Raw genomic sequence first — 19,329 nt, forward strand, 5'->3', positions numbered from 1 at the left:
CGCGTAACCTGGGAGGTTCTTATCTAAATAATCATATTCTGACAAGATGTTATAAGTGTAAAATGCCGTACCCATTTTTCTGCTTTTCTTCCCCGACATGACAAAAGTCAGACGAATTATATTATTTTTGAATGTTACTTAGTTTTCTTAATTTCTCCTTGCTCAGGCGTCAATTCATAAAGTTTCGTTCCTTTTTTGTCATATGCGATCATACGAGTTTTCGATACTGGAGATTGACCGTCATCGGAAGAACGTTTGATCGCCCGGGCCACTTGATATACGCCGTCAGTCAAGTCAGCATTTTGCTCGTATCCGTCATGCCAGATAACTTTGACATGGGCGAACGCGAGTCGTGAACCTGACCGATGTAATAGTAATGTCGATAAGCGCCGAAAGTCGCCATTCCCCACTTGAAATCGATAAGAACGTCGGGATCAAGCGACATACCGAAACCAGCAAACGAACAATTCAAAGCACTCTCGGTTATTTTCAAACGTAATTGTCCTCCCGAGTTCGACTCTGCGATAGTCTTGCGCTCGGGCCACATGTTTGAACTTTGCAATGTCGACACCGACAATTAATGTAGAAGAAGTGATTTGATTAATGCGTTCATTTTGAGTAAAATTCATTTTGTACTCTCCTTGGTTTGTATTTGGATCCGGTCGCTGGCCAGCATCTGGGACCCACATACATCATACCAAGGAGTCTTTTTATTTCTCAAATCTCGTATTTCTTCATAATAGGAATGCTGCCCATTAGCTTAATGAGGTCTTATCTGTGTACATATTTTTTCAGCCTTACTCACTCAAAATATTGCACTTAAAACCCTTAATAAGTGCTTCTTTTGTCGCTGGCACAGTATATAGGGATTTATACGTCCAAAAATTACCGACAAGAAAAATGAAAAAGAACCTTGATTTTAACAAGGTTCTAAATCGGAATTATTATGTCGTTGTACTCGTCCCCATAAAAGGACTAGAGTTGCGGTTAAGCGACTTCATGTAGTGATACACGATCTAGATCCGCACCAGAGGTAATGGCACCATCAATTGAAAACGGCAAGATGATCGTTTGGGTTCCATCGGCTGAAGTCACTTCAAGACAATGATCTGTTGTAATAGCTTCGGTTGAAGCAACGGCATGGCCACTACCATCTACAACGGAAATCGTCTGGACACCATTCAGGGATATTAACTCGTCTAACACATTGCCAGCCGTTGTCCCAGCCTTAATGTCAATTGCACGGCTTGAAATGGAATTAAGATGCGTGCTTGTATAGGCAATATCTACTGTTCTGTCAGTGGCAATGCTCGGGAATACGTAGGACTGTAATAGATTTGCCTGGACGGAACTATCGAACTTGGTACTGCCATTCGCGTCAGGATACACCGTTGCTGTTTGCGTTTTATAATTTTTATTGAACGTTTTAATAGCAATATGGCTAAAATTATAGCTTGAGTTCCCTCTAACTTGTACGGCACTGCCGATTAACCCACCTTGTAGAATATTTAGGTTACTTAGATGAACGTCAGTTCCATTATCCACTACAATCGCAAATCGGTCATTTCTTAACGTGTCTTCATATTGGATTGAACTGTCTTGAATTGTGACATGGTCGACGTATTTCATAAGTATACCATATGCAGGGAATGAGCTCGCATTTGAATAGGACGATGTTCGATAGTTCCCCCCATTTTTAGCTTCTGCTATAACTTCCGTCGTGTTTGATAGCACGGGCTTGGAAGCAGGTTTGGCAGGATTATAGGATGCCGTAAGATCAAGATTTTTAATCGTTATATTTCGAACGGGATACGTTTCTCCATCTACAATCGTTCCTACGGAACCAACGTCAACCTGGCCTGCGGATCCGGTGCTTGGAAAACGTTTATATCCTTGAATCACAATGGGAAACGCTCCGTCTCCCCCTGCGTTCTTGGATATAACAGCCCCGTCAACCGTTACGTTTGAAATCGAACCGGGTCTTCTTATTCCTTGAGGCAGCCTTGCGGTTTGGAGACTTCCATCTTCGTCAAACCCTGCACCTTCAAAGCGAGGTGAAACACCAAACGCAATTCCGCCGGATGTGTTTTCTAAATGCAGATCCGACAAAGTGACGTTACTTACGTTTGAACCGTCGTTAACCCAGATCGCAACGCCGGTTTTATTCGCATTTGTTGTTAACGTTAAATTTTTCGCTGTTATATTTTCCATATCTCCAACGGTTTCGGAGCCTAATTGGAACACGTTTCCGCCTGCGATGTCACCGGCAACAACTTTTTCGATATCGTTGTTGGAGACATGCCTAATAAATCCTAGTGAAAAGTCGCTTCCTAATTTGGCTACGTCGTTACTGGATTTCAATGTTGTAATGTTATAAGCGGATGCGTTGTTATTTTCCATAAAGTTAAAGGTGTCTCTTTGACGACCGGATGTAGAGTCAGGCAGTAATAGGTTTTGAACTCTAATGTAATCACAGCCTGTTGTCAGTATAGAAAACCAGCCGCCTTGCTCGATAGTTAAAACATGATCTTCATCCGTTCCGCCAATCACGATATTTTTCGATAGTTTGAGCGAAATGGTTTTTGTTCCGTTGCCAGAAACATAAGGTTCACTATAGCCCGTGTATAAATTCATATTTCCGTATATTTTGGCTGAATTGCCGATGATTTTGATATTCTCTACGCGAACCCCCCACAAAAGAGCGTCCTCCCAATAGCCATGACCGTCATCCTGCCCCAATGCAAAAGGATAATTTAAAGTGGCTTCTCTTGCGTCGATATGGTCTAAAGCGATAAGTTGAGCGTTTTTGTCAAAATATAAATATACGTTGCTTCTTAAATGGATGCTGTTAGAGGCAAAATTGGAGTCTCCTTTGAAGTAAACCGTTCCGCCGCCATTTTTGCTTGCTGCAACAATGGCTGCATTAATAGCAGCAGCATTGTCTGATCCGGTATATTTTATAATGCCGCCTGCGCTGTCCGATACTTTTGCGTCAGCAACCGCGCCAAAGTCCGTTACGTCATAATTGCCTGTATAATAGCTTACCATGTTGGAGCTTCCATCGGCTGTTACCAGCTTAAAATAGTAGTTTGTTTCCGGTAATAGGTTCGAAAGCACCGCTTGTTGAGATTTGAATACTGCTCCTGTTCGCACCCAAGTTAAACCTTTGTCTAAACTTGCATAAACCACCGCTTGTTTATTCCATGAGTCAGCTTCCAGTACAACAGTTGTTGGGGTGCTATAGGACACATCAACAGCTTTTCTAACTAAATTTGTTACATTAGAAGTAACATTGAAACTTGCCTTCCCTGTTTCCGTAAAATCCGCTTCGCGAGGTGTCCCTGAATAAGCCTTGCCACTAAAGGTTGCGCTGAAGGTTCCGCCATGACTTGGCATTTTCTTGTTCTTCAAAACAAGCGTAACGTCAACGCCATTGTAGGCGCTAAAATCCGTATTCTTTATGGAAACCGTCTTTCCACCGTCCGTTATTTCCACTTTGGTTCGAAAATCTTCATTCGAATTAATATCTCTAGCCCAGTTTCTTCCCGAATGGTTATAGTCTTTTGCGGCCGCGATAGCCGCATCATTTAATTGCACGAAGCCACGGCCAATTAGATCGAACGTATCCGTTGAGGAAGCTCTTATTCCATCCGGCAAATGAAAGGTTAACGTCCCGTATAAATATTTTCTTTCCGGGGTGGTTCTATGGATTGAGTATTCTAATATTACATCTTGAGTTTCACCTGCTGTATATTGCTGGAGGTTGGCTTTTAATGTGGATAGCTCGATTGTAAACTGCTTCGATGTTCCATCTTCAGCAACTACATTTAGTCTATCCTCATTTTTGATCTGATCAGATAACCTCTTTTCGATACCCGCACGATCTGTCACCGAGTATTGCTGAATCGAATGGTCGGTTGAGTCAATTTCGGCAAGCAATTGTTCCACATCATATTGAGGTATCATATAAATCGTGCTTCTGGCGTTGTCGATGCTTGATAGGTGAATAGCGTTATTCAGCATTCGGAGATCCGTGTTGGAGGAATTGGCCGGTTTAAAGTCATCTTTTTTTAATGAAATTTTAGAATTATTAATTTCCAGCCTGTACGATTTAGCTTTGTTAACGGCTGGTAAATTAGTTATCGCGTAGGCTATTCCATCTGTGCCCTTTAGTACATTCATTTTAGCTTTAGACAAATCCAGTTTATTCTTTCCATCACTTATAGAAATATAAGAAGGAACACTACCGCTTGTCATGTTCAATACGTCTATCGTTGAAGATGTCTTAAACGAAAAGGTATCCGACGCTCTTGTGTTAGACGAAAATCCAAGTGGAGTTATTTTCTTGGACTGTCCGTGATTATCCTGTTTCACTTGTTTCGAGCTGTCGTTAAGCTGCGGATTAGATGCAGCCCAGGCACCGTAAGCCAGACTAAACATCATAGTTAGAGCAATAATTGTGGATATTAGCAATTTTTTTCTCAACTTCACTCTCTCCTCTTTCTGTTTAATTGATTCAGTACTAGCATAGTTCAGTTTTGTTTGATGATTGTTAACTAGTCAATAATTGAGTACAAAGTTGTATTTCGTGATTTAACAGAAAAATTATCCCATTAACATAAAAAAACCGCGATTTACGCGGTCTTGCCGAGATAATTGTCATCCGATAATGATTCACCCTTCAAAAAAAATGACAGCTGATCTTGTGATCGGCTGTCATTTTTCTAGTTCAAAGGTATTAGCTTTTAAGTGTGTCTACGACCCGGTCAACCAAATCACAGGATGGCATCGATGTTCAGTGAAAATAAAGTATTAGACTGACCCAAAAAAAAACGAAACAGCAGCAGCCATGGACGAGAAAATAAAGTCCTAGACTGCTGCTGTTTTATTGAAGTATCGTTCCTCGTCCCTCGGTTTTAAGGGTTTATCTCACATATAATCAAGCGTGAACTTTTCTCCCTCCATAGGAAAGCTGGCAAGAATTCTAGTCGGTATTGTTCAACACGAATAAAGCGCGGAGGACCGAGTTCGTTCTCCATAAGCTCTCTCATTTTCAAAGCAGCTTGAGCTTTACAATGAGGACAAGTCATATATCTTTCAAAGTCTACTGCATTTAAAGGGGAATCAACGTCAACAACTTCAAGTACGTAACTTCCACAATCCGGACATTTGGTTGATAGGTTGGGGTTATTAGCCAATAGCTTTGCTGCATCTATCCATTCCTTCTTCATCCGAAACCTCCTGCATTGTGATGTCTGAACTAACGTTCTCCGTCCCTCGGTTCAATTTCCCAATCTGAAAAATTCAGCTTGATTCATAAAATATTCATCAATTTTTTCGACTATAAGCCCTCCGTTTTCTTCCGAGTTGCGTTTTACTTGAATCCATTCGATGTCTTTCTTAAACTGCTCCCATAGCCTTTGACGCTGCGCCATATCCTTAAATTCCATCACATAATATAGTTTATTTTGGCCTGTTGCATCTATCCAGAAATTCACGACCTTCATTCCCAGTCTAGTGAAAATTCTAAACGTATGCTCCTTAAATCTGTCTTGAATGGCATCCATTCGACCTTCGTAAATCGTATAGATTCGCAACTCGTATAGCATGTTATTTCCTCCCTGAATGAATCTGATTGGTAATCCAGCACCATCTATTTCGACTTTTTAAAAATCAGATCGAGCGCATTCTCTCTGGAATATCATGCTTACCTCCTAAAACACACAGAGGTAAGGGATACCTCTCCCTTACCTCTGCCCAGGCGTACGGCATATGACAATATGTGCTCCCTCGTGTGTCTCCACGTTTACGCCAGTCACACATACCAAATGTTTACTGTAATTATAGTTAGAATATTCACTGAAGTAAAGATGTTAATTTCGTTATCCCTTTACTTCAACAAAGGCTGAATGACTTTTCTTGTTTGAGATTATTATTTGCTATTCATTTTAGACAAAGCTCCAGTCAGCAACCAATCGCTGCTGTTTTTTCAACCCGTCTTATCCTCTCTTCATATCAGTCTATGAACGGGGCGGGAAGGGTGTCATAAACCCGCGCAGCAGTGTGATCGTCGATTGCCGTACTGCCCGGTAGTCTTCGGCCAATTGCGCGGTTGTCCAGCTTCCAACCTCCGTTCAAAATGAATTAAATGTATCTTAGCTTAGATCTTATATATAAACATTTATAGGCATTTAAAAAGACAATTAGATAATACTGTGCAATAAAAAAGCGCCTAATTATAGGCGCATTTTTATAACTTGTTATAACGTAATTGAAATAAGGTCACGATCCAGAACGATGTTACCATCTTGCGGCACGTCCCCAGCTACTCCGAAATGGTTAACAATAACATTTGAAGTAGCTGAAAGGATGACAACTACTTCATAGTGATCGTTGACATCAGCGAGATTTGTATTGAAAAATCTAAGGGAATTGGCTGGTATGGTAACGGTGTTGTTACCAATTCTTACTGGGGAATTGGTATCCCAATTAAAGACCATAACGGTTGCGGTTATCGGTGAAGATCTCCGATTCATGACTTCGGTATGGGCAAATGTTGTACTCGGATTTTTTTTGAGAACACCTGTGCTTCTAACAGTACCCGAAGTGGTGTTTTTCACCCGAACTTGCTTTTGTAACTGAGTGTTCAATTTTTTCTTCATCGCGCTGGTCTTTACTACTCTCTTAGCTGATGTTTTAATTTTCACTATATCATCTCCTATATTGGGGAATAATATAGTATATATAAAATTGATAGATTTGTTTGTGCGGTATTACTAGCAGATAAGCACTTTTAATAGAATTGAAAAACGCACTTTCCATTGTATGAGTGGATTTCAATACACACTAATAGACAGGATGGTCCGAATACGACGGCAGCCATGGACGAGAAATAGTTAATAGCTTAATAACTCGGATATTTATAGGCCACCGCCTCTGTATAGAAGTTCTTGTCCTAAGTTTTTGCATTCCCAACCAAGCTCTGCTTTATAAAAGTTCTGTGATACATGTGGTTCTTCAAAGGGATAAAAGCTTCCCATTTGAATGGTTTGCCAACAAGTAACAGAGTCTCTTGTATTGTAAAGAATCAACCTCTGGTCTATCCTGGACAGGGAATCCAGATATACCGTCAAAATCAACACTTCTATCATCTACCTCCTTCTTTCACCTTACAGAAATTTATTTTGACATATAGAATTGAACTAAAGCTCCCAATTAGCGTAATGAATCATGCCAAATGCCCGAAGCGCGTGGTTTTATCTGAGGTACCTGACTTCTTGAAATACTGAAAAATGCCTGCACATTTGCAGACATTATTTATCCACCACTTTAGTACCAGTTCGCGGCGTAAAAATGAGGCGCCTTCTTCCTCAAAGTCGGATCGACAACGAGAATACGGCCTTCTTTCTTATCAACATCGACAAATAACCGATGAGATCGTCACGTACTTCATTTAACTCAATATCTAGCCAATCCGCTCCATATGTATCGATCAATTCGCGTTGACGTGACTCATCTAAGAACGCTTGAGCGTTTGAATTTCAGGTGCATCCATGTCATCGATCAAAAATACGAACTTCATTTCGCTCAGAACTTTCTTGCCGCTCGAATCGATATAATTAGTGCCGAAGATGTCGCATTCGTTCATGCATAACATTTATTCAAGAAATGTGCCCTTTAATTGAGAAAGCGGCAGCTCATAATGTATGAGCTGCCGTAGTGCTTTTCTTGAACTAACGTTGATAGGATGTTGCTCATCAGAGACTCCGCTATGGCGGAGCCTTTGTCTATCAGGTTTCGATGACCTAAGCCTTTGGAATTTTTAGCACCGTACCGGCTTTCACATCATCAATATTTACAATATGATTGTACTTCGCGATGACCATCACATATTTGTCTGAGCCGAAATAGATTTTGGAGATGCTGTAGAGTGTCTCGCCACTCTTTACGGTATGATCGGATGTCTCGTAATCGGGTAAAGATTCTACTGCCCCATTTTCTTCATCAGGCTTATAGTTTATCAGGGAAGGAATGATGAGGTTGGTGCCTGCTTTCAAGCCTACATTTTTATCAAGCTTGTTTTCTTTCGCGATATAATCCACATATTCTGCCGATTTGTAGAACATTCTGGAAACCCCTGACAGCGTATCACCTGCCTGGATCAGATAGGTAACGGGCAAATGTATTTTCGAATAGTCTTTGGTTCCTTGCTGGCCGCCATCTTTCGAGCTGGTTGTTGATGACAAAGCCGGGATCTTAAGCGTATCTCCGGCTTTCATATCATTAATAAACAAGATATGGTTATGCTCTGCAAGAAGCGCATAATGCTCCTTAGATTGATAGAACTTCTCGGATATCAAGCTTAGTGTATCGCCTTGTTGGACTACATAGGTGGTTGGAAGCTTCACCGTTTTAGCAGGGGCTTTAATTGATTTATTGCCATAATTCTTATTTTCTTGCATAGTTTTTTCTGTCTGTGCAGGCTTGGGCGTCTCCGTCGGCTTATCGCTTTCTCTGACCTGTGTATTGGATGCAGGAGGAGCAGGTTCTTCTGTCACATCATCGTAATCCTCTGCAGGCTCTTGTTCCTCTTCACTTTCAACGGTTCCGGCGGGGATGGGATCATCTGTCAATGGCTCGTTTCCGCCATTCCCATTATTAAGGGAATCCGATTCAGATGGCTCGCCAATTCTGTTCTGCCCATTGGCTTGCTCAGCATCCCCGGCAGCTAGCGGAAGCGTAGAATCAACTTTATTCGTATATTTGCCATACAATACTCCGAAAATGCCAACAAGAATGATGACTATCGCCATATAGATGATGAGATTTGTTAGTTTTAAGGATGCCAAGCTGCCTTTGGAATGTTTGCTGCTGCGTGTGGTTCTCTTATTCAAAACGTAATCTTCTCCTTTGTTCCTCAATTTAAACCTATTCTATCGGACTTATTGAACTCTGTGGAATGGGCCTAAACAGCCAATTCTTTCTCAACGAGCACTGCTAGAATTGAATATTTTATATCCTAATGACTATGTTCACTATGATTACCGTTTTACGCATAGCGTGGTGCAAATAGCCTGCTTTATGTATATCAATTGATCAATAATCCTCTTTAGAAAATCTAGTTCTTTGGTGGCGCAACGAATCTAGTAATTTCAGGTATAATAGTAGACCTACGCATCCTAAGAATATTAAAGGAGACTTATATGAAAAAGATTGTATACCTGACAATTTTGATCTGTGGGTTAATTAGTATTTCCGGTTATATACCAAACCGGGCGGAAGCAAGCGGTAGTTATACGGCCAAGGTATATACCGACTCATTGAATGTCCGCAGCGAGCCGTCGCGTGAATCGTTGATCGTAGGTGGTTTGAAGAATGGCGAGATTGTCACCGTTTCAGCTGAAGAGTATGGCTGGCTGCGCATCAAGTCGGAACGCGTCTCCGGTTGGGCGGCAGGACATTATATGAAGAAAGTCGATGGCAATGTCGTTACAGCATCGGTGACAGTTCAAGATGACAGCGTGCAGAAGAGCTCTGCAGCCGCCCGGGGGACTGTGCTGGCCGATAGGCTTCGGGTCAGGGCAGGCGCCGGATTAGACCATGAAATTCTGGGATATCTAACAAAGGGTGAGGCTGTTACGATAATAGACAACCAGGCAGGATGGGTTCGGGTCCAAACCCAGGATAAGCTACTCGGCTGGGTATCGGATCGTTATATCGCGAAGGGCGAAACACAAACGGCGGCGGTTTCGTCGGGAAAATCGAAGTTCCTTAAGGGGAGAGTAATCGTAATCGACCCCGGTCACGGTGGAGACGATCCCGGAATGATAGGAACTACATATGAAACGATTGAGAAAAAGCTTAATTTGAGCACTTCCTTCTACCTAGAGGATGAGCTTCGCAGCCGCGGAGCGCGCGTCCTCATGACAAGAACGAAGAATGAGGAAAAGCCCAAGCTTGCCGATAGGGTCACAATAAGCGAATCCGCCGGTGCAGACGCATTCATCAGCATCCATTATAATTCTTCGGAGAAAAATACGTCCGGCATACTTACCTTCTATTATTCGGATACGAAAGATCGGCCATTGGCCCGTGCGATAGAAAACAGGCTTGCGGACGGCATCGGCTTGAAGAGCAACGGGATTTCATACGGCAATCTTCACGTTTTGCGGGAAAATAATACGGTATCCGCACTCATCGAGCTCGGTTTCTTGTCCAACGCAAAAGATGAATCCATCGTCCTCGGCTCCGACTACCAGAGAAAAGCAGCCAAAGCAATTGCGAATGGACTGGAGGATTACTTCAGCAGGTAACTGAGTTGTTCGTACTCTACCGCTTCGTTCCTGCAGCGCTGGTTTATTTTCTGCTTATGTATTTACAGAAACCATACCACTTCGTTATTCCCCCTTGATGGCTAAGGGGTTTTTTTTATGAGCCTTGTCATTCCTGCCATCTTGTTAATAGCATTACTTTGAAAATCGGATTGAAACCAATTAAAGGCAGGGAAGCATCACGATACGATATCGGAATCGGTTAAAATTTACAGTAAACTGCCCAAAACGTAACAAAGCTGCCGTCATATGATCGGCAGCTTTGTTACGTTTTGACTACTCAACTATGTTCCCCCGTTATCATGAGCAACCTCCGTTCGACCCTCTATTAAAATTTTTGGAAAAATGGCCGCTATGCTTAATACAACAAACAAGATCCCCCCAAGTAAGACGTATGGCGCACCCATTCCCGTTATGAAAAGCCCGCATACGCTTGCTCCTATCGTTGTTCCCAAGTTAGCAGATGTCAGGAAGATTCCGTTTGCGAATTCAGGCCTATCCGGCGCGGAAGCGACAATCCAATATTGAGTAATATTGCCTCCTATCCCTCCCAATACTCCCCAGATCAGAATCATGCAGACCATTGGTACGCTGAACTGGCCGAGGATTAACATGAGGATGTAGACGCCGCCTAATACAAACGGATATCGCTTTATTGTACTTAATGCATGATGAGTAAGCAGCCTCCCTGCGATCATGTTTCCAACCATATTGGCCGCACCGTAAAGGAATAACATCAAACTAATAGTGTTCCAAGTCAAATGAGTCACGATTTCCAAGTATTCCGCAAGATAACTGTATACTCCGAACACTGCTCCGTTCATGAAGATAACCGCGATAATGGACAACCAAACAGCAGATCTTCTTAAGACTCGCAATTGAACGCCGTAAGAAGGCTTATTCGCAACAGGCATAGACGGAACGAATAAAAGCGTTACGATGAAGGCGAATGTATTTACAACCGCAAAGAACAACATCACGTAAGCCAGAGATGCTGCACTCGCGATCATGCTGGCAACCGGCACCCCAAGTACCATGCCCGCCGAAACGCCAATGAAGACTTTCGCTACTGCCTTTGATGCATCATCTCTGTTAACGGAAGCAGCTGCGACCGTAAAGGCCATGGAACAATAAATCGGGTGAAAAAAAGCGGGTACGACACGTGCAATCAACAACACGGCAAAGTCTGATGTAATAGCAGAAACGATATTGCCCACAATAAAAATGCCAAGTACAAGTAGCATCATTTTTTTACGATTTATCCCCGAAAACAATGGGGGCAAAATGGGGCCAGAGATGGCAACCGCAAGTGCAAATAGGCTCACGATCAGCCCTGCAGCGGAGATGCTGACCTGAAAGTGGTCCGAGATTAGAGGCAAAATTCCGATAACGCCCATTTCGGTATTTAAGATACTGAAAACCCCAAACGTTAATACATAGACAACTAAATGGTTGCGATTAATCCTCATACGCCATAGCTGACGAAAGCTCTCGGTAGGCATTGACTTGGGCTTGAAGATCGACAATCTTCTGCTCAGCAATACCTATCGCGTCAGCGCCTGCGATAAAGCGTTTCGGTGGATCATCCTCACTTACAATCTTGAGAATCGCATTCGCGAGCATGGTTGGATCACCAGGTTGTTGCCCGTTTTGTTCTTTGAAAAATGACAAGAACCCCTCTCTGCGATCCTCGTAATCTTCAAGCAAATTTTTGGCGTAGGTCGAAGAGGACTCTGTCAGAAATTCCGTACGGAAAAAGCCCGGATTGACTATCGTCGTATGAACGCCGAAAGGCGCTATCTCAGGTGAGAGGGACTCCATCCAGCCCTCAAGCGCGAATTTCGAAGCACTGTAGGCTGAGTTAAACTCAAAACCGGAAATGCCTGCACCGGAAGAAATCGAGACAATATGACCGGTACGCTGCTTGCGCATGACAGGCAACACCGCACGGGTAACGTTCATAGGCCCTATCAATGACACTTGTAATTGCTCACTAATTTGGACGGGGGTCAGTTCTTCAAAGAAACCTCCATAAAATTGCGAGGCATTATTAACAAGCACATCGATAGCGCCGAAGCGATCGATTGCCGCCTTAACTGCCGACTGAGCATCATCAGGACGGGTAACATCCAATTGAACGATTAAGGCATTCTCGGAATCACCAATCGCTTTAGCCACCGCGTCTGTATGACGTCCTGTAGCCACAATCTTATGTCCTGCATTCAAGGCAGCTATCGCGATTATTTTACCCATGCCTCGGCCAGCTCCCGTGATAAACCAAACCTTTTCTCTATTCATGTTTGAATCCCCTCCGATTTCTTTATAATAAAGTGGATCGAAAAAGCTGTTTGTATTTATTTTAGACGTGTTATTTCCACATAACAAATACTCATATCTCATAACTTGATATGCTTGAAAAGCATTTCATTAACATGTAGTATGGAAACAAAAAAAGGAGATATGTCTATGGAGGTAAGAGTATTACGTTATTTCCTAACTGTCGCTAGAGAAGGAAGCATTACGGCTGCTGCAGACTTTTTACATCTAACACAGCCAACCTTGTCCAGACAATTAAAGGATCTTGAACAAACGTTAGGAAAAAAACTATTTATTCGCAGTAGCCACCATATTATCCTCACAGAAGAAGGAACGCTTTTGAGAAGAAGAGCTGAAGAAATCATTGAGATGGTGGATAAATTAGAGACTGAGTTCCGGTCTATGGAGGAAACGGTTAGTGGGGATGTATATATAGGCAGTGGGGAAACAGATGCCATGAAACAAATTGCTCGAGTAGTAAAGAACTTGCAGTCAAAATATCCACATATACGGTATCATCTCTACAGCGGGAACGAAGATGACGTAACGGAGCGGATCAATAGGGGACTGCTCGACTTTGGTATACTTATTCAACCGGCTGATGTTTCAAAATACAATTATTTGAATTTGCCCGCCAAAGACGTTTGGGGCGTTGTAATGAGGAAAGACAGTCCTCTAGCTCGCAAGGATGTTATTCAACCCGCTGATTTACTTCAAGTTCCGCTCATTTGCTCTAGACAGGCGCTAAAGCAAACATTTTCAAAGAACGAATTTACGGATTGGTTTGGTGACGAATTCGATAAACTAAATATCATAGCTACTTACAACCTGGCCTATAATGCCTCGATTATGGTTGAAGAAGGCATTGGTTATGCTCTAACACTAGAAAAAATCGTAAATACGTCTGTTGATAGCAGACTGTGTTTTAGACCTCTTGAGCCTAGACTTGAGTCCGGATTGAATATGGTTTGGAAAAAACATCAGGTCTTCTCCGCTGCTGCCAAAACATTCTTGACACAGATTCAGGACTTATATGGATAGTTTTACAATTCCAAATGTCCGCAATAAATCTATAGGTTCCGCAGGCCACGACCTTTGTCGACATTGCATAATTGAATTCTTATATAGATATTCTCCACACTATCCTGCCCTTTCAGTTCAACAAAAAGCAGCCGAACTTGAAAGTTCGGCTGCTTTTTGTTGTGCGGTTAAGCTATTGTTCCACGTTAGTGTAATCACGTCTCTTTTATCAGGTGTTGGACTTTCTAAAATAATATCGATAATACTTAAAATCATCATGTCGCTCATTTATCATGTGTATAAGCAAATTTTGCTCACCTACTTGCTCAAACTTGCAGTATTCCAGTACCTTTTGTGATGGTATGTTGTTAACTTCAACTGTTCCAATAATGTATGGAATATCAAATCTCTTATCAATTCATTCGAGCGTTGCTTTAGCAGCTTCCTTAGCGTAACCCCTTCCTCTTGCGAACGGAAGTATTCCATAGCCAAACTCTGGTTCGTGCAGATCATCATGTTCTTGTGCTGCGACCTGACCAATAATATCACCTGTATTCTTCTCAAAAATCCCCAGGCAAACAACCCCAATTACAATATCCATTTTCTCATAGTTTGAAAGATGCCAATCAAAAAACTCTTTAGCTCTTGGTTTCTGTATTTCCCATCCTCCATATAGATCTAAAAGCCTTTTAAACTGCTCAAAATCGTCCTCGTTAAATGTTCTGACAACCAATCTATCCGTGTCGATATAAACAGTTTTATCGGCACTCAACATTATCACCTCTTCGAATTTTGCATGTGTTAGAAGTTCCCAATTAGTTTAACATTTGGTGTTCAGTTAATTGCATTCCACAACAAAGGCTGCCTAATAGCAGCCTTTGTGATTTTGCATTCTACTTACTTTCTTGCTCTAATAATCATAAAATTTTGATCTTCATTTACCTCTTGTAAAGAATATCCACCATAAACAGAAACGTCTTTGAAACCGACCTTTTCAAGCATCATAATAAATTCATACTTAAAAAACCATCGCATTTTAGTTGTACTATACTGAGTGTCAATTAAGAGACCATCTTTAAAAATTTCATATCGCTCAATCTTAACTTGTATCTGTTCAAGAAAATTAAAAGTTGATTTGGAACTTACGACTATATCCGATCCGTCGCTTTTTGTACCACTAAAACCAGTTGCCCATTCAGCACCTTTATTTATGAACAGATCTTTGGGTACAAATAAAGGGATTAATGTCTGTCCACCTTGTTCAAGATGCTCGTATATACTCTTTAATGCATTCATTGCGTCTTCTCTTTCTGATAAGAGAATAAAAGAAGCTGCTGGTATATAGATAGTCATATACTTTTTAGGTATATCAAGATGTTGCATGTATTGATCATACAAAACTGGAAACTGCCCATTTTTCTTAGCCTTAGCTTTGCATATATCTAACATGTCTTTAGAACAATCAACCCCGTCAACATCAAGACCTGCATCCAAATAGGGCAACAATAATCTTCCAGTACCACATCCAAGCTCCAAGGCAGCACCTGGAACTTCTAAAATCATTTTTTTGAAGAACTCATTGTCATCGGACTCGCTACCCGTTCGCATATCGTAAGTTTCCGCTAAAATACCTTCATATGATTCAACATTATTAAACAACATATTTGTTGTTCCCTCCATGTTTTAGATGTGTTTTACACACACGGAAGGTTAATAATAAGAATTCTTTATTAGCCCTTCCGCACCTCGAAATTTAATGTGCTTTCAACTTTAGTATTTGTATTCATTACAATCACTCTCTTCCATATTTGGTAATTTCAATATATCTTTCTGAGTAATATATGTCCACGAGCAGACTAACTAAATTCCACTATTCTGCCCTTTACTTCAACAAAAATGGCAACTGATCATATGGATCAGCTGCCATTGTGTTGTTCTCAACTAACGTTCCCAGTTAGCGCAATGCACTATTTTTTCTTGCCCTCCAGAGAAAAAAGTGTTTCCTCAACTCTTCCGCTCGGTTAACATTCAGGAGCCAAGGTCCTCGGATGACAATATACATATCGTTACCACTCGACGCCTGTTCGTCAATGGCTGCCTAGGTCCACATGCGCCTAGTACGCTTTAAAAGCGACGAAAATCGAACCGAGCATCACGACAATGCCTCCGACCTTACTCGTGAAATAATAGAAGTCGCTCGGCTCGGGGTTCTCGTACATGAGCCGCTGCGGAGATAGACGGAACATTAAATCCTGGAAGGCTTGGTACCGGAAGTTGCACCAACCAAAGATCAACAAGCCAAGGGCAAGAAACAAAAACCCTGGCATGCCTCGTTTGACATGGTAATCGGGGTAAGCCGCACTTACGAGTGCCGACGGTGTAAAATCTTCTTCCCCTTCCTCCTTGATCCGCTCGCCGTTAACATACACCTGAGTAACCATGACGATATTGCCTTTGTCATCGTAGCTCAAGAGCATGCCATTGTTATCCTCGACGCTGTAGACATGGCCGTTCGGGTAGGTTACACGAAACTTGGTCGAGTAAGATACGCTTTTGTCCGCAATCGCATAGGACTGCCCGCCTATGATTAAAGTGCGGTGCAGTTCGTCGTCGGTGCGTACTTGGACGGGACCGGCCGTGCTGCTATGATAGGTGACTAGACGGTCTTGCTCGCCGGCGAATTTGTACGTATCCTCATACAGGTAGAAGACACGATCCGTGAAATAGGGTTTCGACAAAACGCCTGTCAAGATAGACATGAGGAGCACGAAAACGAAGAAAATAGAACCAGGCGTTTTCATTTTTCGGAATAAAGCCGGTCGGGTAGAAATATGCGCTCATCCTTTCTGCTTTATCCCCTTTACGTACTAATGAGAGAAGCGGTTGCAAGCATTTATGCAAGGATATAACGTGCTGACGATTTAAATTCAAGCTTAAGGCAGCTGACCATCATGCCAGCTGCCATCTTAAACTAATGTTCACCGTTAGTTCAACTCCTAAGTGCCAAATGCCTTAAAGATAAGTGGAATAGCGCCCACGCCCCACTTATCTTTAAGATTATTTTGAATAGTTTGTAGCGTTAAGTTGATTCCAAAACCAAAAATGGGATCCTTGTGAAACAATAAGGCGCTCAAAGAAGAGTTCGAAATTTAATTTAATATCTTCACCTTCACTATCAATTGAATCGTAAATTGAACGGTCAAATAAATAGTCTTCCCTACCCTCGCTCACCCGATCTCCATTAACGAAAATAACGGTTTGACCATATGTAGCTATTGGATATAGGTGCTCAGGTATATGATGTATATTCAAATAATCGATTATCTCATCAATACCAAAGATTATCCATGAAGGATTAGCTTGGCCAGATTCATCTTGAAAAAGAATAGCACCATCATGAATAAGTAAAAATTCACGATAATCTTGTGGAATTTTGAATGCAGTTTCTTCTGTAAATTCATGGATTCTTTCTTCTGTGCATGCATTATAGAAGACAACGGAACATTCAAACGTATATCCTAGTTCTCTTTGGACTTTTATGATTGGAGTTTTTATTAAACGTTCTTTTAAGCTTGTTAGAGTTAAGAACAGAGTATTCAATGTTATCCTCCTAAATAATATGTTCACCGATTAATGATTGAGCATGTTTCTCTTACAGGGTACTTAGCCGCTGTTGAGATAATGTATTATATCCAATCATAATACCACATATTGGAACTAACCTGCCCTTTACTTCAACAAAAATGGCAACTGATCATTCGGATCAGCTGCCATTTTGTTGTTCTCAACTAACGTTCCCAGTAAGTTGAATCAACTGCCTTGAGCAATTTCATCAAACGTAACTTGATCTTACCAACTCCTTGTGAAGCGGAATTGCCCCCCCTCAAATCAGCTTAAACAGATCAAAGCCCGCTCACCGAGCGGGCTTCACGGTCTTTGTCTTTGTCTCTTTGCTCTTGTTCAGCTGCTGGTACTTCCTCCACCATCGGTCGATCAGCCCATGCCAGCGATAGAATAGGGTGCTTCGAGGGGATCTAAGGATCACTCCGAAATCTGGGTCTCCGTAAACCTCCGAGCCGAGGACATGAATGGAGTCGTGGAGAGAGGACGTCAGGAGAAAACGGCCCAGTTCATCCGAGGACTTGAACGAGCCCAGACGCTTCACCATACGATCCTCGGCTTCCTGCAGCTGGCTGTCCCAGCCGGGAGTGGCTTTAACAGCCGATGGGATCCGGGACCACGCCGTCACTCTTTGGTGATCGAGCCCTTGACCCTTATACCATCGCAGGGCTTTTCTTAAAAACCTTCGATGAAACCGAAGGAACGAAATGCCGTCGCCCGAACGCACGTCCCGATTCATATGGCTCATATGCCATCGGGCATGCTCATCCATAAGCCTTTGGGGGAAGTTAGGGATTTTCGCCATATGCTTCATCCTCTTTTTGTATAATACACTCGTTTCTGCATTTTCATATGGGTGCTTCTCTAACATGTATATGTCAGCGTGCTGGCGTTGGCTTGGGCAATTGCCCCCTCCCTGTTATCCCTTACTCCACTTCCAGAGACGTATAGATGATCAGGGTGCCCCAACCCTGCTACCGCTCAGTAAAATCCTTAATGAACACAACGACAACAGACAATCTTACTGGACAACCACTAATTAAACACATTCGAAGGGGCACACAACAATCTGCCCGTTAACACAATGAAGCCACCGATTGCTCGGCAGCTTCGTCCGTTACTTATTTAACTATCGTTCCCCGTCCCTCGGTTTTAAGGGTTTATCTCACATATACTCACTCATTCGCAGGATTTCAACACCTTAGATCAGATCAATCTTAGGATAGAGAACAGATGAACCCGTTTGAGGTGGTGGGCTGGGCATGTGGAAACAGAGGACTATTAGGAAATAATCCCCAATTCGTTTTCTACTGCACACATACTCCACGAATCCCTTGGCGTTCACCCTCCCATAACTCAACGGGTCATTGCCCTTACAATCCTTCGTTATACTTGTCCAAGGTGTGGATACCGATCGCGTTTAGCGGATGGGTCTTAGCCCTTAAGAGGAACGAACTCGGTTCTCCGTGCTTTCTTTGTGAAATCCCGCGAACGAGTCAATATACGTGACGTATCTTCATAAAACTTAAGCTGCTTCAGTCCAGTTCAAAATCGTTTTCTCTGGCATAAACTTTTCTCCTCGCTGAACAATACCAACTAAGATCCGCGCTAGTTTCCCTATTAACTTAAAGATGGACTGCTGCTTTTTCATCTTCTTTTCCTGCACATTATGTTCATGCAGATGGCGGAAAACAGGGTTATTCCAAACGAGTTGAACGGTCGCGAGATAGAGATATTTTCGTAAGGCAGAGTCCCCTCGTTTCGAAAGAACAATTTGTCCTTTTCGCTTTCCGGACGTGCTTTGGGCCAGATTAAGACCAGCCTTTCGTAAAACCTGACGACCGTGCGCGTATTGCCTTAGATCCCCTGTTCCTGCTAATATGGCCGCGGTGAAAATCTTCCCAAGTCCTTTTATGGTGCGAAGCTGCTGCGCCATTGGAATCTCCGAAAGCAGTGCTTCGATGTCCTTTTCGATCTGTTCTAGCATGGAGGTCACACGTTCAAACTCTTCAATGAGCCGTTTTAAATCTGCTTTCGCTTC

The 19,329-nt window shown here is 42.4% G+C and carries 16 protein-coding genes, 2 pseudogenes and 1 riboswitch; of the genes and pseudogenes, 2 read left to right on the plus strand and 16 right to left on the minus strand.

The features are described from left to right. Positions 1-289 precede the first annotated feature (289 nt). The 8 genes and pseudogenes from AC0YNT_RS17040 to AC0YNT_RS17075 all read right to left on the minus strand — a co-directional run bounded on the left by AC0YNT_RS17040 (position 290) and on the right by AC0YNT_RS17075 (position 8,894). Positions 290-493 carry a hypothetical protein gene (locus AC0YNT_RS17040; RefSeq protein ID WP_475805731.1) on the minus strand — a complete coding sequence of 68 codons (204 nt, stop codon included), beginning with the start codon at positions 491-493 and terminating at the stop codon, positions 290-292. Further along, a pseudogene (locus tag AC0YNT_RS17045) lies at positions 453-629 on the minus strand (IS110 family transposase); the annotation flags it as partial. The gene AC0YNT_RS17040 and the pseudogene AC0YNT_RS17045, both read right to left, overlap by 41 nt. 358 nt (positions 630-987) lie before the next feature. Further along, positions 988-4,485, minus strand: coding sequence for a hypothetical protein (locus tag AC0YNT_RS17050; RefSeq protein WP_475805698.1), 3,498 nt, complete (start codon positions 4,483-4,485; stop codon positions 988-990). A 431-nt stretch (positions 4,486-4,916) separates the two neighbouring features. Then, entirely contained in the window at positions 4,917-5,231 is a 315-nt protein-coding gene (locus tag AC0YNT_RS17055) for a hypothetical protein (protein ID WP_475805699.1), read from the minus strand. Between the two features lie 51 nt (positions 5,232-5,282). Further along, positions 5,283-5,609 carry an NIPSNAP family protein gene (locus tag AC0YNT_RS17060; protein WP_091182007.1) on the minus strand — a complete coding sequence of 109 codons (327 nt, stop codon included), beginning with the start codon at positions 5,607-5,609 and terminating at the stop codon, positions 5,283-5,285. Positions 5,610-5,748: 139 nt separating this feature from the next. Continuing rightward, positions 5,749-5,829: riboswitch (ZMP/ZTP riboswitch) on the minus strand. 221 nt (positions 5,830-6,050) lie between these two features. Further along, positions 6,051-6,125, minus strand: a pseudogene (locus AC0YNT_RS17065) (DinB family protein); the annotation flags it as partial. Between the two features lie 135 nt (positions 6,126-6,260). Beyond that, positions 6,261-6,707, minus strand: coding sequence for a hypothetical protein (locus AC0YNT_RS17070; RefSeq protein WP_475805700.1), 447 nt, complete (start codon positions 6,705-6,707; stop codon positions 6,261-6,263). A gap of 1,098 nt (positions 6,708-7,805) precedes the next feature. Further along, entirely contained in the window at positions 7,806-8,894 is a 1,089-nt protein-coding gene (locus tag AC0YNT_RS17075; RefSeq protein WP_475805701.1) for a LysM peptidoglycan-binding domain-containing protein, read from the minus strand. A gap of 309 nt (positions 8,895-9,203) precedes the next feature. Between AC0YNT_RS17075 and AC0YNT_RS17080 the strand changes: the two genes are divergently transcribed. Then, positions 9,204-10,313 carry an N-acetylmuramoyl-L-alanine amidase gene (locus tag AC0YNT_RS17080; protein ID WP_475805702.1) on the plus strand — a complete coding sequence of 370 codons (1,110 nt, stop codon included), beginning with the start codon at positions 9,204-9,206 and terminating at the stop codon, positions 10,311-10,313. A 302-nt stretch (positions 10,314-10,615) separates the two neighbouring features. Here AC0YNT_RS17080 and AC0YNT_RS17085 read toward each other — a convergent pair whose 3' ends face one another. Both AC0YNT_RS17085 and AC0YNT_RS17090 read right to left on the minus strand, forming a co-directional pair. Beyond that, on the minus strand, positions 10,616-11,800 hold the full coding sequence (locus AC0YNT_RS17085) for an MFS transporter (RefSeq protein WP_475805703.1): 1,185 nt from the start codon (positions 11,798-11,800) through the stop codon (positions 10,616-10,618). Further along, positions 11,790-12,629, minus strand: a complete 840-nt coding sequence (locus AC0YNT_RS17090; RefSeq protein WP_475805704.1) for an SDR family NAD(P)-dependent oxidoreductase — start codon at positions 12,627-12,629, stop codon at positions 11,790-11,792. Before AC0YNT_RS17090 ends, AC0YNT_RS17085 begins: the two co-directional genes overlap by 11 nt. 168 nt (positions 12,630-12,797) lie before the next feature. On the opposite strand from AC0YNT_RS17090, the gene AC0YNT_RS17095 reads away from it, so the two are divergent. Next, positions 12,798-13,688: a LysR family transcriptional regulator gene (locus AC0YNT_RS17095; RefSeq protein ID WP_475805705.1), complete on the plus strand. Its 891-nt coding sequence runs from the start codon at positions 12,798-12,800 to the stop codon at positions 13,686-13,688. 397 nt (positions 13,689-14,085) lie between these two features. Here the strand turns inward: AC0YNT_RS17095 and AC0YNT_RS17100 are convergent, their stop codons facing one another. From AC0YNT_RS17100 to AC0YNT_RS17125, 6 genes are all read right to left on the minus strand, one after another. Further along, a complete protein-coding gene (locus AC0YNT_RS17100) occupies positions 14,086-14,442 on the minus strand; it encodes a GNAT family N-acetyltransferase (RefSeq protein ID WP_475805706.1) in 357 nt (118 codons plus the stop codon). A gap of 122 nt (positions 14,443-14,564) precedes the next feature. Then, a complete protein-coding gene (locus AC0YNT_RS17105; protein ID WP_475805707.1) occupies positions 14,565-15,329 on the minus strand; it encodes a methyltransferase domain-containing protein in 765 nt (254 codons plus the stop codon). Between the two features lie 452 nt (positions 15,330-15,781). Continuing rightward, positions 15,782-16,405, minus strand: a complete 624-nt coding sequence (locus tag AC0YNT_RS17110; RefSeq protein WP_475805708.1) for a DUF6199 family natural product biosynthesis protein — start codon at positions 16,403-16,405, stop codon at positions 15,782-15,784. A gap of 319 nt (positions 16,406-16,724) precedes the next feature. Then, on the minus strand, positions 16,725-17,267 hold the full coding sequence (locus AC0YNT_RS17115; protein ID WP_475805709.1) for an SMI1/KNR4 family protein: 543 nt from the start codon (positions 17,265-17,267) through the stop codon (positions 16,725-16,727). A gap of 313 nt (positions 17,268-17,580) precedes the next feature. Next, positions 17,581-18,093 carry a hypothetical protein gene (locus AC0YNT_RS17120; RefSeq protein WP_475805710.1) on the minus strand — a complete coding sequence of 171 codons (513 nt, stop codon included), beginning with the start codon at positions 18,091-18,093 and terminating at the stop codon, positions 17,581-17,583. A 720-nt stretch (positions 18,094-18,813) separates the two neighbouring features. Beyond that, a partial coding sequence (locus AC0YNT_RS17125; RefSeq protein WP_475805711.1) for a transposase occupies positions 18,814-19,329 on the minus strand: 516 nt, incomplete at its 5' end.

The sequence above is a fragment of the Paenibacillus sp. J22R56 genome (assembly GCF_056269375.1).

What these genes read in the sequence shown, in the direction of transcription:
- AC0YNT_RS17055 (WP_475805699.1), bottom strand. Translation starts at nt 5,231, where the DNA reads ATGAAGAAGGAATGGATAGATGCAGCAAAGCTATTGGCTAATAACCCC.
- AC0YNT_RS17060 (WP_091182007.1), bottom strand. Translation starts at nt 5,609, where the DNA reads ATGCTATACGAGTTGCGAATCTATACGATTTACGAAGGTCGAATGGAT.
- AC0YNT_RS17080 (WP_475805702.1), top strand. Translation starts at nt 9,204, where the DNA reads ATGAAAAAGATTGTATACCTGACAATTTTGATCTGTGGGTTAATTAGT.
- AC0YNT_RS17085 (WP_475805703.1), bottom strand. Translation starts at nt 11,800, where the DNA reads ATGAGGATTAATCGCAACCATTTAGTTGTCTATGTATTAACGTTTGGG.
- AC0YNT_RS17090 (WP_475805704.1), bottom strand. Translation starts at nt 12,629, where the DNA reads ATGAATAGAGAAAAGGTTTGGTTTATCACGGGAGCTGGCCGAGGCATG.
- AC0YNT_RS17095 (WP_475805705.1), top strand. Translation starts at nt 12,798, where the DNA reads ATGGAGGTAAGAGTATTACGTTATTTCCTAACTGTCGCTAGAGAAGGA.
- AC0YNT_RS17100 (WP_475805706.1), bottom strand. Translation starts at nt 14,442, where the DNA reads ATGTTGAGTGCCGATAAAACTGTTTATATCGACACGGATAGATTGGTT.
- AC0YNT_RS17105 (WP_475805707.1), bottom strand. Translation starts at nt 15,329, where the DNA reads ATGTTGTTTAATAATGTTGAATCATATGAAGGTATTTTAGCGGAAACT.
- AC0YNT_RS17120 (WP_475805710.1), bottom strand. Translation starts at nt 18,093, where the DNA reads ATGGCGAAAATCCCTAACTTCCCCCAAAGGCTTATGGATGAGCATGCC.